This is a genomic window from Shewanella sp. GD03713 (assembly GCF_029843705.1).
In the GTDB taxonomy this organism is placed as follows: domain Bacteria; phylum Pseudomonadota; class Gammaproteobacteria; order Enterobacterales; family Shewanellaceae; genus Shewanella.
The window spans coordinates 2,585,862-2,601,464 of the sequence record NZ_JAOCIW010000001.1 but is presented as its reverse complement, the minus strand read 5'-3'; the positions used below and the strand labels follow the sequence as shown (position 1 = coordinate 2,601,464).

At 47.4% G+C, this 15,603-nt stretch carries 11 protein-coding genes; 10 read left to right on the top strand and 1 reads right to left on the bottom strand.

The features are described from left to right. The first annotated feature begins 271 nt into the window (after window positions 1-271). The 6 genes from N5E87_RS11515 to N5E87_RS11490 all read left to right on the top strand — a co-directional run bounded on the left by N5E87_RS11515 (window position 272) and on the right by N5E87_RS11490 (window position 8,986). Window positions 272-2,365: a prolyl oligopeptidase family serine peptidase gene (locus N5E87_RS11515; protein ID WP_086904275.1), complete on the top strand. Its 2,094-nt coding sequence runs from the start codon at window positions 272-274 to the stop codon at window positions 2,363-2,365. Between the two features lie 253 nt (window positions 2,366-2,618). Then, window positions 2,619-4,244: a phosphoethanolamine--lipid A transferase gene (locus tag N5E87_RS11510; RefSeq protein ID WP_086904274.1), complete on the top strand. Its 1,626-nt coding sequence runs from the start codon at window positions 2,619-2,621 to the stop codon at window positions 4,242-4,244. 155 nt (window positions 4,245-4,399) lie between these two features. Further along, window positions 4,400-5,428 carry a GGDEF domain-containing protein gene (locus N5E87_RS11505; protein ID WP_086904273.1) on the top strand — a complete coding sequence of 343 codons (1,029 nt, stop codon included), beginning with the start codon at window positions 4,400-4,402 and terminating at the stop codon, window positions 5,426-5,428. A gap of 431 nt (window positions 5,429-5,859) precedes the next feature. Next, a complete protein-coding gene (locus tag N5E87_RS11500) occupies window positions 5,860-6,294 on the top strand; it encodes a MarR family transcriptional regulator (protein ID WP_086904272.1) in 435 nt (144 codons plus the stop codon). Window positions 6,295-6,350: 56 nt separating this feature from the next. After that, window positions 6,351-7,406: an HlyD family secretion protein gene (locus N5E87_RS11495; RefSeq protein WP_011626091.1), complete on the top strand. Its 1,056-nt coding sequence runs from the start codon at window positions 6,351-6,353 to the stop codon at window positions 7,404-7,406. Further along, window positions 7,403-8,986 carry a DHA2 family efflux MFS transporter permease subunit gene (locus N5E87_RS11490; RefSeq protein WP_086904271.1) on the top strand — a complete coding sequence of 528 codons (1,584 nt, stop codon included), beginning with the start codon at window positions 7,403-7,405 and terminating at the stop codon, window positions 8,984-8,986. Before N5E87_RS11495 ends, N5E87_RS11490 begins: the two co-directional genes overlap by 4 nt. Window positions 8,987-9,111: 125 nt before the next feature. Here the strand turns inward: N5E87_RS11490 and N5E87_RS11485 are convergent, their stop codons facing one another. Beyond that, window positions 9,112-11,826, bottom strand: a complete 2,715-nt coding sequence (locus N5E87_RS11485; protein ID WP_086904270.1) for an acetate--CoA ligase family protein — start codon at window positions 11,824-11,826, stop codon at window positions 9,112-9,114. 253 nt (window positions 11,827-12,079) lie between these two features. On the opposite strand from N5E87_RS11485, the gene N5E87_RS11480 reads away from it, so the two are divergent. The 4 genes from N5E87_RS11480 to N5E87_RS11465 are packed head-to-tail and all read left to right on the top strand — an operon-like array spanning window position 12,080 to window position 15,598. After that, complete coding sequence (locus N5E87_RS11480) at window positions 12,080-13,225, top strand: methyl-accepting chemotaxis protein (RefSeq protein WP_086904269.1); 1,146 nt, start codon at window positions 12,080-12,082, stop codon at window positions 13,223-13,225. A gap of 15 nt (window positions 13,226-13,240) precedes the next feature. After that, window positions 13,241-13,534: an STAS domain-containing protein gene (locus N5E87_RS11475; RefSeq protein ID WP_086904268.1), complete on the top strand. Its 294-nt coding sequence runs from the start codon at window positions 13,241-13,243 to the stop codon at window positions 13,532-13,534. Then, the gene (locus tag N5E87_RS11470) at window positions 13,535-15,232 is read left to right on the top strand and encodes a fused response regulator/phosphatase (RefSeq protein ID WP_086904267.1); all 1,698 of its coding nucleotides are present in this window, start codon (window positions 13,535-13,537) and stop codon (window positions 15,230-15,232) included. Further along, window positions 15,233-15,598 (top strand): response regulator, encoded by a 366-nt coding sequence (locus N5E87_RS11465; RefSeq protein ID WP_086904266.1) that lies wholly within the window; start codon window positions 15,233-15,235, stop codon window positions 15,596-15,598. Window positions 15,599-15,603 lie beyond the last annotated feature (5 nt).

The window sequence follows — 15,603 nt, the reverse complement described above, 5'->3', positions numbered from 1 at the left end:
ATCATTTCTCGTTTCGCGAGCACGTGTTTGCCTGAACGAACAAAATCTAATCTCGAAACGTCAACACGCCCGCATAACATCTCGAATATTTTCGATTCATTCTCGATTAATCATCCGTGATTACAATATCTTACCTTTTGTTACATTCTTGTTGTATTAAAGGTTGAACTGGAGGTCAATTAAGGTAATGTAGGGCAGAAATCAAGATGGACTCAATCTAAGGGCTCTGTTCAAGGACTATGTTTAAGGGCTCTGTTTAAAAAGGAATAACATGAATCGTAAATTACTGCCTTGGTGCATCGCAGGGGTACTCACTATGAGTGGTCAACTCCACGCCGAAGAAGACAAATACCTTTGGCTTGAAGAGGTTGAAGGCGCAAAGCCAATGGAGTGGGTTAAGGCCCAAAATGCCACTTCAGCCGCTGAAATTAAAGCCTTCAAAGGCTTCGATACCTTAGTTGCCAACAGCCTCGCTATCCTCAATGACAAAGAGCGTATTCCTTACGCCACCCATATTGGCGATAAGCTGTATAACTTTTGGAAGGATGATACACATGTGCGGGGGATTTACCGTCGCACCACGATGGAAGAATACGCCAAGGCGGATCCAAAGTGGGAAACCGTGCTCGATGTCGATGCCTTAGGCAAAACCGAAGCGGTGAACTGGGTATTCAAAGGCATTGATTGCCAGTATCCACAGAATCAGCGCTGCTTTGTGTCCTTGTCCCGTGGCGGCGCCGATGCGGTCGAAGTGCGTGAATTTGATTTAACCACCAAAGACTTTGTGCCTGCGAAAGACAAACCTTTCTTCTTAAAAGAAGCGAAATCTAGCCTTAGTTGGATTAATACCGATCAGGCCTTTGTCGGTACCGACTTTGGCGATGGCCAAAGCATGACGGACTCGGGTTATCCCCGCGTGGTGAAGTTATGGCAACGTGGTACGCCGCTTGAGCAAGCTAAAACCATTTTCAGTGGCGACAAAACCTCGGTCGCGGTATCGGGTTGGGTGATGTTTGACGACAAAACCCCACTGAGCCTAGTCACAGAGGCGCATACCTTTTACACCGCTACTCAATATGTTTACCTAGACGGCAAACTCATAAAGCTGCCACTCCCACAGGATGCCGAGATTAAAGGTTATTTCCAAGGCAAGCTGTTTATTGAGCTTAAGAGTGACTTAGCAACCCCTGCGGCGACATTCAGCCAAGGCGCAGTAGTGTACGCCAATGTGGCGGATTTGATTGCCCAAAAAGACGCCTTTACTGAATTTGTCAGCCCAACGCCGACCGCATCAATCGCCCAGTTAACGTTCAGTAAGAGCGCGATTTTTGTTAATTGGCTCGATAACGTGAAAAGCAAACTGGTTCGCTATGAGCAAGACGCGAAAGGCGCATGGCAAAGCACGCCGGTACCCTTTGAGGCCAACGGTGCGCTTACCGTGATGGATATGGAGCGCGACAGTGATGATTTCTTTGTCAATTACACAAGCTTCCTTGAGCCATCGAGCTTGTATACCGTCAATGCTAAGGCGCTAAAACCGCAAAAGATGAAAGGTATGCCTCAGCAATTTGCGGCGGATAAATTTACCACCGAGCAGTATTTTGCGACCTCAAAGGATGGCACCAAAGTGCCGTATTTTGTGGTGATGGCAAAAGATCTTAAGCTCGATGGCAGCAATCCAACACTGCTTTATGGTTATGGTGGTTTTGAAGTGTCACTGCGCCCAGCCTATTCAGCAACCATTGGTAAAAACTGGTTAGAGCAGGGCGGTGTGTATGTGCTGGCGAATATCCGTGGTGGCGGCGAGTATGGGCCTGCGTGGCATCAAGCGGCGCTTAAGGAAAATCGTCATAAGGCCTACGAGGACTTTGAAGCCATTGCTGAGGATCTCATTGCCCGTAAGATCACTTCGAGCAAGCATTTAGGTATTCAAGGTGGCAGTAATGGTGGTTTGCTGATGGGCGCCGCCTTTACCCGTCGTCCCGATCTCTACAATGCCGTGGTCTGCCAAGTGCCGTTACTCGACATGTACCGCTTCAATAAGTTACTCGCCGGCGCAAGTTGGATGGGGGAATACGGTAATCCCGATGTTCCAGAGGAATGGGCTTACATTAAAACCTATTCGCCATACCATAATTTGCACAAGGATACGCATTATCCAAAGGTGTTCTTCACCACCTCAACCCGTGATGACAGGGTTCACCCAGGACACGCGCGTAAGATGGTGGCCAAGATGAAGGACATGGGTATCGATGTACTTTACTATGAAAATATCGAAGGTGGGCATGCTGGGGCTGCAGATAATAATCAAGCTGCGGACCTAAATTCAATGGCGTTTGCCTACTTATTACAGCAGTTAAAATAATCGGGACCTTTTCACACAAAAAGTGTCGCGATTAGCACCGAGCAAGTCCCTATAGGTTGGGGAGCAAAAAACGGTCGAATGCCTTGAGGTTCGGCCGTTTTTTTAATCCGTATTTTAACTTGTTAATAATATTAATCATTTTATTGAGTAGGCCAAGTTCAGTTGCTAAGATGACATTCATTTTTAGGCATAAGATTCCCTTAAGAAAACTAAGCTAGTTTCGGCCCACTATTTATTTAAGAGAGCATTACCAGTGCTGACGAGATTTAAAACTCTAACCGTGAACCGCTTCACCTTTATCACCGCATTATTTTACGTTTGCGTTTTTAATATCCCACTCTTTGAAGTCATCAAGAAAGGAATTGGAAAACAGCCCGATGTGGATCCGATTTTTATCGCATCCATGCCGCTGTTTTTAACCTTTGCACTGAGTTTTGTGTTTTCGCTGTTTACGGTGAAATACCTAGTAAAACCCTTTTTTATCATTCTCACGCTGCTGTCATCGAGCGTGTTTTTTGCGGCGCTCAAATACAATGTCGTGTTCGACTACGGCATGATTGAAAACACCTTTCAAACCAACAGCGCTGAAGCCTTGATGTATGTGAACTTTGCTTCTATCCTCAACATGCTGCTCACGGGGATTTTACCCGCCTATTTGATTTACAAAGCCAATATTCAATACAAGCCATTTTTTAAAGAGTTGCTGCATAAAGTCTTGTTTATGCTGGCGATGCTAGCGGGGCTTGGGATTATCGCCTTCTTCTATTTCCAAGATTACGCCGCCTTTGGCCGCAATAACGATGAGATCAAGCGTTATATTGTGCCGACCTATTTTATTGGCGCGGCCGCTAAGTACATCAATGTGCACTATTTGCAAACGCCGATTGAATACCAACAACTGGGCTTGGATGCCAAAAATGTGACAACCAATGCCAATGGTAAACCTAACCTGTTAGTGCTGGTGGTGGGCGAGACAGCCCGTTCAATGAACTATCAATACTATGGTTATGATAAACCGACCAATGCTTACACAGAGGGCCAAGGCTTGATTGCCTTTAAAGATACCCATTCCTGCGGCACAGCCACAGCGGTCTCGCTGCCTTGTATGTTCTCGCGGATGGGACGTGAGGATTACGATTCTCGCCGCGCCTATGCCCAAGACACGGCCATCGATGTGTTAAATCACGGCGGGATTAAAGTGCAGTGGTTTGATAATGACTCGGGCTGTAAAGGGGTGTGCGATCAGGTTGAAAACATCACTATTGACTTGAATAGCGATCCAGAACTCTGCTCGGGACAATATTGTTTCGACCAAGTGCTGCTCAATAAACTCGACGAAGCCTTAGCCAATGCGGAGCAGAAAGACACTGTGATAGCCCTGCATGTGATTGGCAGCCACGGGCCGACGTACTTCCTGCGCTATCCGCCAGAACACCGTAAATTTACGCCGGATTGCCCACGTAGCGACATTCAAAACTGCAGCGCCGAAGAGCTGATGAACACCTATGACAACACGATTTTGTATACCGATTACATTATCAGTGAAGTGGTGAATAAGCTTAAACAGCAACAGGCCAAGTTTGATACCGCCATGTTCTATGTGTCGGATCACGGCGAATCTCTGGGTGAGAAAGGCATGTATTTGCATGGCGCGCCGTACGGTATTGCGCCGATTGAACAGACCAGTATTCCTATGCTGGCCTGGGTGTCGGAGGATTTCAGCCAAGACAACCATTTGAATATGGCATGTTTGGTCAAAGAGGCCGAGAAGGGCGGCTTTTCCCACGACAATTTGTTCGACAGTCTGCTGGGATTAATGAACGTACAGACCCAAGTGTATCAGTCTAAGTTAGATATTTTTGCCCGCTGCCGCGGCTAAGTTCTGTGTGCTGGTGAATACATAAAGGAGGATGGCAACATCCTCCTTTGTTTTTTGCGCGCCATCATAATAATCATTGTGCCCAGTATCCAAATTGAAGTAGTTGAGTTAACTTAAATGACACAAAAACATAACAACCATTGGGTGCGCGATTCATGTCTTCTTCTGCAGCAAACAAAGAGCTCGATTCGGCGGCGCAAATCCTGCGATTAGCCGTACCACAAATGTCTGCGCTTGATATTCCCGTGACCCCCGAAAACTACACGGTTTGGTATGAGTATTTTGCCCAGTCAAACCTCGACTTAAATCGCGCCATTGATGGCTTTCTGGCAAACAAAGTGGTGTTTACCAAAGAGGTGAATACCAGCCTGTACAAGAATTTTATTCAAGAAAAATCCCCAGAAGTGATTGAGAATGTCCAAATTGAAACTCAAATATTGATCAACTCACTGATCAGTAAAATTTCTCAGTTAACCCAAGGGACGGAGGCCTTTTCAAGTACCTTGGTGGACTTTGGACTGCAATTGCAATCAACCCCCGATGTCTGCACCTTGAACCAATTAGTGGGTGGGGTGATAGATGAAATGCAAAATCTATTAATCAACAACCAGAACATGGAGCAAAGCTTAACGGCCATGGGTCAAGAGGTGCAGAACTTAAAATCCGAGATGGAGAACCTAAGTTTAGCGGCCATGACAGATCAATTGACCTCACTGCATAACCGCCGCGCCTACGAGATTGCCATTCAAGATCATATTCATCGCGCCGAAGAACAACAAACCCGTTGCAGCCTGTTACTCATCGATATTGACCGCTTTAAATTGTTTAACGACACCTATGGTCATCAAGTGGGGGATAAGGTTTTAGCCTATGTCGCGCTCGCCCTCAAACAATGTGTGCGGGGGGATGACTTTGTCGCCCGCTATGGCGGCGAGGAGTTTGTGGTGGTGTTGCCTAACACCCATTTCCACGATGCGCTCCAAGTGGCCGAAACCTTAAGGGAGCGTATCTCAGAGCGGCGTTTAGCCATAGGCAAAGATAAAAAACTCTCACTGGGCGCGATTACTGTGTCTATCGGCTTAGCCTCGTTGCAAAAAGGGGATGATGCCGAAACCTTATTTAGCCGAGCGGATAAAGCCTTATATGAAGCCAAATCCGATGGCCGTAACTGCGTGCGCGGCTAGCAAATTGGGCAAGATAGTTTAGTGTGATGGCTTGGCAAACAGTTTCGTGATAAGGCTTACTTATCGAGATAGTTTGGCTAGTTTTTTCAGCTGACAGGTCGCTCGAATGTAAACCTATAAGCTTGTGGATAGCGCGCGAGCTTAGGTGCAATAAACATATGAGCCGAGGTGCAAGTCTGTGCCATGTTGACTATTCGGTTAAGGCACTTTTGCTCTAAGGCTCTTTCGCTCAAAGACACTTTCGCACAAAGGCACTTTCGCTAATGACCCTGTATCAATCAATGAATAAAAATTAATCTCAACTCTTATCAATTAGTTATCAGGATCCTCCCGCAGCATTTGCATTTTGTTACCTATGTTGCCTAAATGGGCAATTGCTTTACATCGCATACCATTCATATAATAAGCAATGCTTACTATATGGATGGCTTATGAAATCATCATCAAATACCCTAGGCGCACTCTTAAGTGACATTACCCGCATGATGCGCCGCGTATTCCAAGAAACCTATAGGCCTACTGCAGACTGCTCACTGACACTTTCTCAGGCGAGAGCCTTATTGCATATCGCCCGTAATGAAGGTCTTAAACAGATTGAACTGGCGGATCGCCTCGAGATTAAACCTATCACGGCCGCGAGATTAATTGATGTGCTGTGTGATGCGGCGCTGGTTGAACGTAGACCCGATGCCAAGGACAGACGCGCTTTTCAGTTATTTTTGACTGAAGCGGCTGCGCCCCATTTGGCCGAAATTGAACGCGCCGTAACCATAGTGTACGCCCAAGCCTTTAAGGGATTTGATGAAGCCGAGTCACAAACGGTGATCCGCTTGTTGTCGCAAATTCATAAAAATTTTTCAGCCTAATCAAAGCTGATAACCCATCCCTGTGATAGAACGTGAGTGAAGTTGGAGTTGTTGTAATGAGTGACGCAAACCCTCAAGCCCCTCAAGATAATATGCGTAAAAAACGCAGCGTGTTGCTGATTGTGGTTCCCCTGTTATCTGTTTTGGCCATAGGTGCGGTTTATCTGCATGGCGGCCGCTACATGGAAACCGATAACGCCTATGTGAAGGCGGATAAAGTCCCCGTGAGTGCTCAAGTGGCTGGGAATGTGGACAACTTGTATGTGGTGGAAAACCAACGGGTTGAGAAGGGGCAAGTGTTGTTTCGCCTCGACGATGCCATGTTTAAGGTGATGGTCGATAAGGCGAGTGCCAAACTGGCGCAGGTCAAAACCGATTTAGCAGTACTCAAGGCGAGTTACCATGAGAAACAAGCCGAAATTACCCTAGCTGAAACCAAGTTAGCCTTTGCCGAGAAAGAGCAAAAGCGGCAGGAGAATTTAATCGGTAAACACTTTGTGTCCGAATCTCAGCTTGAGGATGCAAGACAAAATACCGATATTGCGCGGCAGAATATTCAGACCCTTCAAAAAGATTTACACCGCATTGCCGAAAGCTTAGGCGGTAGCCCCGATTTTCCGATTGAACAACATCCCAGCTATTTAGAAGCTTTAGCCCAATTAAATGAAGCCAAGCTTGATTTAAGTCGCGTGGAGATTAAAGCCCCAGTATCTGGCGTCGTTAGCCAACTGCCTAAGTTGGGACAATATGTGAATGTTGGCGCCATCGCTTTAGCGCTGGTGGCCGATCATGCCCTATGGATTGAGGCGAACTTCACCGAAACCGATTTAACCCACGTCAAACCCGGACAAAAGGTCAATATTCATATCGATACCTTTCCCGACAATCGCTGGCAAGGTACGGTCGAGAGTTTAAGTCCGGCAACGGGCGCTGAGTTCTCGCTGATCCCCGCGCAAAATGCCACGGGCAACTGGGTGAAAATCGCCCAGCGGGTTCCGGTGCGAATTGCCATTGATACTGTGTTACCCGAGGCGCCGCTGCGTGCTGGATTAAGCGCCGTGGTGGATATCGATACTGAATATCAACGCCAGTTGTTGGGTTTTAGTCTGTGAGTCAGCAAGTGATAGCAGGGCAAGACCATGCCCAATCTAAGGGCGTGAATTCGAGCGATGTTTTACACACCGATACTAAACCTAAGTCTGAGCAACACCTTGGGTTTATCACGCTTTCGGTAATGCTGGCGACCATTATGCAGGCGCTCGATACTACGATTGCCAACGTGGCCTTGCCCCATATGCAGGGCAGCATGGGGGCGACTCAGGATCAGATCTCTTGGGTGTTAACCTCCTATATTGTGGCCGCGGTGATTTTTATGCCGCTGACGGGATTTTTAACCGCCAGGCTTGGGCGTAAACGGGTATTTATGTGGGCCGTGGTTGGCTTTACGATTGCCTCCATGCTCTGCGGCGCTGCGCAAAACCTTGAGCAAATTGTGTTATTTCGCTTATTGCAAGGGGTGTTTGGTGCCAGCTTAGTACCTTTATCCCAATCGGTATTACTCGACAGTTATCCGCCAGAGCGCCATGGTTCGGCCATGGCCCTTTGGGGAGTGGGGGTGATGGTCGGGCCGATTTTGGGGCCATCCCTCGGTGGTTGGTTAACTGAGTATTACAACTGGCGCTGGGTGTTCTATATCAACCTGCCTTTTGGATTATTGGCCTGGTTTGGTCTTGCCGCCTATGTGAAAGAAACGCCGCTGGACCATAGTCGTAAGTTCGATTTACTCGGTTTTGCCATGTTGAGTCTGGCCATTGGCGCCCTGCAAATGTTGCTCGACAGGGGAGAATCCCTCGATTGGTTTTCTAGTCGCGAAATTGTTATCGAAGCCATTATTGCTGGCATGGCGTTTTATTTGTTTGTGGCCCATATCTTTACCCATAAACATCCCTTTATTGAGCCCGGGCTGTTTAAGGACCGAAACTTCAGTGTGGGGCTTATCTTCATCTTTATTATTGGGATTATTCTGCTGGCGACCATGGCCTTACTGCCGCCGTTTATGCAGAACCTGTTAGGTTATCCTGTGATTGATGTGGGTTACCTGCTGGCGCCAAGGGGCGTCGGCACTATGATCGCCATGATGACTGTGGGTAAACTCGCCGGGAAAGTGGATGTGCGCTACCAAATATTCTTAGGTTTGATGCTCACTATTTTGTCCCTATGGGAGATGACGGGTTTTAACACCAATATTACCGGCTGGGACATAGTGCGCACTGGGATTATCCAGGGCCTTGGCTTAGGGTTTATCTTTGTACCACTCTCGACCATTACCTTTGCAACCTTAGCGGCGAAATACCGTAATGAGGGGACTGCACTCTTTAGCCTGATGCGAAATATCGGCAGCAGCATAGGGATCTCCGTGGTGATCACCTATCTTGCCCAGCACACACAGATGAATCATGCGGTGTTTGCCGATTACATTCATCCCTTTAGTTTTGCGCTGCAACATGCAGTGGATGTTCATGCGGTAGATTTATCGACGACGCAGGGCATGGCCTTACTCAATGCCGAAGTGAATCGTCAGGCGGCTACCTTGGCCTATTTGCAGGACTTTAGGTTAATGATGTGGGTGACGTTATCCGCCGTGCCCTTAGTGTTTCTGCTTAAAGGCGTGCATAAAAAATCAAAACATTAAGATGAGCAGTAAATCGGGGTTTAGTGGGTTCAGCTAAGCGCTCACTGCATGAAAAATAAAAAACGCCGCATCTTTTGAGTGCGGCGTTTTTTTATTGTGTTCAGCGAACCGAAGCTTGCTTCGCGCTATTGACTGCTATTGGCGATGGGCGCCTTAAGATCCATATGCATTTTGATCAAATGCTCCTCCATATCGAAGGTGACTTTAAAGCCTAAGCTCTTGGCAAGGCTTGCCATATTACGGTTTTCAAACATGGTAAAGCCCGTCAGCACTGGGGTGTCGTTGGCTTGATAGTATTTAATCAATTTTTCGAGCAGTAATTTACCCAGCCCAATACCTTGGTGATCGCCTCGCACCGCCATGGCAAATTCGGCTTCGGTATTGTCGGGATCGATGGAGGCCCTGACTGCACCTAAGGTAATGTCATCACCGTCCGGCCCTTTGGCGGTGGCGATAAACGCCATTTCGCGGGCGTAGTCGATTTGGGTCAGCACCGCCATTTCCTCGTGGGTCATCTTAGATCGCACACCAAAGTAGCGTTTGTATCTATCTTCATCGGAGAGGGAATTATCAAAGGCTAAATGCTTGGGTTCATCCTCGGGCAGAATGGGGCGCAGCATGACTTTAAGGCCATTTTTAAGCTCGGCAAATTCCTCTAATTCCTTGGGATAAGGCATGATGGCAAGGCGTGAGGTGTTATCGGTATTGGCATCGTGCAGACGGATATTCACATCGAGCAGGGTGATGTTTTCCCCTGCCGCCAGCACAGGGTTAAGATCTAACGATGCTATCTCTGGGCAGTCGATGATGATGTGGGAAATTTGCGTCAGCATCACGCATAGGGCGTTCATATCCAGCCCCAGCGGTAAATGCCTATCCTTTAACTTATGGGTCTTTAAGGCTTGGATCACCATGTAGCGGGCCAGCGCCATATTGAGTGGCGGCAAGGCGACCGCAGCATCTTGAGTCGGATCCCACTCCGAGCCGCCTTCACCTAAACAGATGGCAGGACCGAACACGGGATCACTTATCACGGCGACCCGAATTTCCTGCGCGCCGGCGGTCAAGGCCATCTTCTGCACTATCATGCCCTCGATAATTGCGTCGGGATTGGCCTGATGCACCCGCTGGGTAATAGCATTGGCGGCATGGCGAATATCTTCTGCCGAGGTGAGGTTAAGCATGACGCCGTGGACATCGGATTTATGCAAAATATTCGGTGATTGCACCTTGAGCGCGAGGGGATAACCCGCCTCGTTGGCGATGGCGACGGCCTCATCGGCATCTTTGACAAACCAAGTGTCGATAGTATTGAGGCCATAGGCGCGCAAAATCGGGCTGGCTTCGTGGGTTTCGAGCACCGCTTTGCCCTTGGCCTGCGCTGCTTGCAGCAGTTTTCGCGCCGTTTGGCTATCGGTTGGAATATTGTCGGGGATCGACTGCGGCACTTCCTGCAGCAGTTTTTGGTTACGGCGATATTCCACCATATGCATAAAGGCACCTACCGCACCTTCGGGGGTGCGATAGGTAGAGATGCCGCCCTTGGTAAAGCGTTTGCGGGCCTGGTAGGCCGAGTCTTCACCGCTCCAGTTGGTGAGGATATTTAAGCGGTTTTTCTTCGGATGTGCGTGGATCACTTTAATTAAGGCATCGGCAATCTCGACACTTTCGCCAAGGGCGGAGGGCGAGTGCAGCACTAAGATGGCGTCTAATTCTTCACAATCCATCAAGATATTAAGTGCGCTGGCGTAACGGCTGGCGTTGGCATCGCCGATAATATCGACGGGGTTTTGTTTCGACCAAGTATTGGGCAGTACGGCATCGAGTTTGGCTATGGTGTCTTGGGATAATTCCGCCAGTTTGCCACCGCGTAGGATCAGTTCATCAACGGCCAACACCGCAGGGCCGCCACCATTACTGATAATGCCTAATCGTTCGCCCTGCAATGGATTAGAGTGGGCAAGGCTTTCTACCGCGGCAAAAAGTTCAATTAAATCATTCACCCGCAACATACCCGCGCGCCTAAAGGCGGCTTCGTACACGGCATCGTTGCCGCCAATTCCACCTGTATGTAATTTGGCGGCACGTACTCCTTCGGCGCTGCGGCCAGATTTAATCACTAATATGGGCTTATTGCGGGAAGCGGCACGGGCGGCGGAGAGGAAATGGCGCTTTTCATTGACCGAATCGATATACAACATGATGGCGCTGGTACGGCTATCGCGGCCGAGGAAATCGAGTAACTCATCGAAGTTAATATCGGTGGCATCCCCAAGGGAGATAAAGGATGAGAAACCAATGCCTTTGTTGTTCGCCCAATCCAGCACTGTGGTACAAATGGCGGCAGATTGCGATACAAAGGCAATTTTACCGGGCAGGGCGCTGGCATGGGCCAAACTGGCATTGAGCCCTAGCGGCGGCAACAACATCCCCAAACTATTGGGGCCAAGAATGCGCATGCCATAGCGTTTAGCATGTTGCATGGCTAAGTCGAGTAGGCTGACACCTTCTTCATTGACTTCCTGTGCCATGCCGGAGGCCATAATAATCGCCACTTTACAGCCGAATTGGGCCAGAGTTTCGACGATGGCAGGCACGCGGCTGGCGCGGGTACAGATGACCGCTAAATCGGGCTTTATCGGCAAGGCTTCAATATTGGGATAGGCAAGCACCCCCATTACCGCGCGGTATTTTGGCGTTACGGGCATGATGGGGCCTGAAAATCCGCTCGAGAGCAGGTTTTTCATCAGCACATTACCGGCACGTTTCTCGCTATTGGAGGCGCCAATAATCGCTACGGATGTGGGTTTAAATAAGGAGTGTAATGTACGTTGACTCATAAATGATCCCATCCCAGTCGAAGACATCGCCAGTGTAACCTAGCCTGTGGTGGCTGCACAGCTAAGTTTATGTATCCACTAGACAAGTCTCTACATTAATCAGTCATTCGCCTGACTGCAGACCGAATGCCTGTATAGCGTATCCATTTTGCGCATGCCGTTCTGATTTTAGTGAAAAAAGTCGATTAGTTGTTTGAAAACCCCTGAATATGAAACTACTTTTTAATCACAGATCAATAATTGCGAAGTCTCTATGACATACAAGGATGGCATTGTTGCAGTGTTTGCTGCAGTAATAGGATATTTCATCGGCAGCCTAGTCAGTTTTATGCTGAGTACCTTAGTTGCCGTGACCATTATGCTCGCTTGGCAGTTTTATCGACAATCTTCAGTGTCTCAACCCATCTCCCATGCCTATGCCACATCTGGTACTCGCGCCGATTGGCAAGATCAACTGACGCTGTATCAAGAAGTGTCTGTGTCATTAAAAACCTGTGAGCAGAGTATCGATGATGTGCTGTCGGTGCTGTCGGTGCAGTCGGATGCAGTCGAGCTATTGGGCGGCGCCTTCGATGGCCTAGGTAAGTTAATGCACGAGCAAAGCGAGTTTATTTCAGCACTGGTGCATAGCACTGATGATGAAGAGATTTTCCATTCTGAGCAGATGAAGCTATTTGCCAATAACACCTCGACCACGCTGGAGCGTTTTATTCAATCGACCATTGAGATGTCAGCTTCTAATATCGATTTGCTCGAGAAAGTGAATGTGATTTATGAAGCCATGCCGCAGGCGATGAAGGCCTTGAAGGATATCGACCAAATCTCTTCGCAAACCAATTTACTGGCATTGAACGCGGCAATTGAGGCCGCCCGCGCGGGGGATGCGGGTAGGGGCTTTGCCGTGGTGGCCGATGAGGTGCGCGCCCTCTCTAATCGCAGCGCTGGTTTTAGTGAAAGCATTCAAAAACAGCTACATACAATTCAAGTACAAATTGAACAGTTAACCCATCAAGTGAGTAAAGTCGCCGCTCAGGATATGTCTTACATTATCGAGGCGAAAAAAGATCTCGATACGGCGCTAGAACAAATCATTGTAAAAGCAGAAAAAGACGCTGTGGTCATTGACCGCATCGACGCCTCCGCCCACGAATTAGAGAGTGCCATTGCCGACACGATTCGTGGCTTACAATTTAGCGATATCACCTCGCAAAGTTTGATTTATACCAATCAGAGTTTGCAGCACTTGCGTGAATCCTTAAATCGGGTCACGGCAATGTCGCCTGAAGAATTCGATGAGCAGTGTGATGGTCTAGTTTCGCAGATCAGTGGTCGGCGTACCAACACCCATAATCCAGTATCCGCAAGTCAAATCAGTTGTGGTGAGATTGAGCTTTTCTAAACAGGGAAGATTGTGATGGCTAATATTTTTTATATCTCTTTGCCAGAACGTTTTGATTTTTATCATCATAAAAAATTCACCAGCGATTATCAAAAGGCCTTTCTCGAAGAGGACATTAAGCACTTAGTGCTGGATTTTAGCCGCGTGCTCTACATTGATAGCTCGGCACTGGGGATGATGGTGTTGCTGCATCGTAAGGCACTTGAGCGCCAGATCAGCACGGCGATTCGGGGACTGCATGGGCAAGCGGAAGAAATTATTACGATTGCCAATATGGGACGTTTGTATCTTGTTGAACGGGATGTGTAAGTGCCTAAAAGCCAACGTTATATTCTGGTCATTGATGATGACTTAGTCACAAACCAAATTATTACGGCGTTTATTCACAGTAAAGGTTGGGGGGTGATTACTTGCTGTAATCTGGAAGAAGCAAGCGAAGAAATTAATCAGCAAAATATCGAACTTATTTTATTAGACTATTATTTGCCCGATGGTACCGCCATGACGTTATTAGAAAGACTGCGATACCGAGAATCGCCCGTGCCCGTAATCGTTATCAGCGCGGATAACGAATATCAAAAAATAATATCCTGCTTTCGTTTAGGGGCCTTAGATTTTATTATTAAACCGATTAATTTAGAACTGTTCTGGCATAAAGTTGAAGGGTTATTAGCGCATTTTTCCTTAGAGAAACAAGTTAAGCAACAACGCTCAATATTAGAAAAAATGCTCTATCAAAAGGCTCGCGAAGAACAAATGGCAAGACATTTATTTGAGCATCTTGTCAATATTCGCAATGTCAGTTTTGATTTCGTCAAATCCTTTACTCAAGCAAGTGCTAATTTTAGCGGCGATATTATTCTTAATACCGTTGGGCCCAACGGAAACTTCTTCTTAATTATTGCGGATTCTACCGGCCATGGATTAAGTGCGGCTATGCCGATTTTAAGGGTGGCCAATACCTTCAGGGCCATGGTGGCGAAAGGCTTTAATCTCGTCAGTTTGATTTATGAACTTAATGCCAATGTGTATGAAGACAGCCCCGGCGATCGTTTTGTGGCGGCCGTGGTCTTAGAGATAGATTTCTTTAAAAATCAAATCAACCTCTGGAATGGCGGCATGCCGGACGCATTGCTTTATCAAGATGAATTGGAGAGCGATTCGGCTTATGCCGAGCATGAGCACATACAGAAATACCGCTCTAAAAATATGGCTCTCGGCATTTTGTCGCCCAGTGCGTTTATCGCGAATATTGCTTCGTTTCCCATTCCGCGGACGGGACGGATCTGTTTACTCAGTGACGGATTAATTGAGCAACAGAGTAAAGGCGGCACATTTTTTGGTATGGACAGCGTGATTTCGTTGTTGAGTTTTTATGGTCGCGATTTAACTGAACACCTAAGAACAAAACTCAAAACCATTTTTGAACACGAGATCACCGATGATATTGCGGTGTGTGTACTCGATTTCGAGTTATTACATAACTGGTATCGAGAACGAGAACATAAATCGAGTCAAATTTGTATGAAAGGGGAGTTTACTTGGGCCATTAAAATGATGGGCGCCATGTTATTAAATGCCGACTATTTAAATTCACTGAATCAGTTTTTGAATATTTTTGGGTTTTCTACTACGTTTAGTCAGAGGGTATTTACTGTTGTTTCTGAGTTAGTTACTAACGCAGTTGACCATGGTGTACTCAAGTTAGACTCTCGTCTTAAAAATGATCCTGAACGTTTTGAGTTATACCACAGTATACGTGAAAGCAGCATAGACAAGCTTAAGGCTGAAGATTGGGTCAAGGTTGAGCTGGAATGGCATGCACAACTCAGTGAACTCAGGATCACTGTATCCGACAGTGGTGATGGGTATGTGCCGAAGGAGCAGGAGGAAATCGCAGATTGGTTTCAAATTTCGGGTCGTGGTCTTTTATTGGTTAAATCCCTCTCTAAGAGCTATGAGTTAGTAGCTCCAGGAAATAAAACTAAAGTCATGATGGAATGGTAAATGAGCAAAAAAATATTAATTGTTGATGACTCGGCCGCGATCAGACAGATGGTTGAGGCGACGTTAAAGTCGGCAAATTATCAAGTCGTGCTCGCAAAAGATGGTCGTGAAGCCCTGGATTTATGTGGCGGACAACGATTCGATTTTATTTTGACGGATCAAAATATGCCCCGTATGGACGGTTTGACGCTCATAAAATCCCTCAGAGCCATGTCGGCGTTTATGCGTACGCCCATCGTCATGCTTACCACCGAAGCCGGTGAAGACATGAAGGCGCAAGGTCGAGCCGCAGGCGCTACGGGATGGATGGTCAAGCCCTTTGACCCGCAGAAGCTATTAGCTATCACAGCCAAAGTGCTGGGCTAACCTAG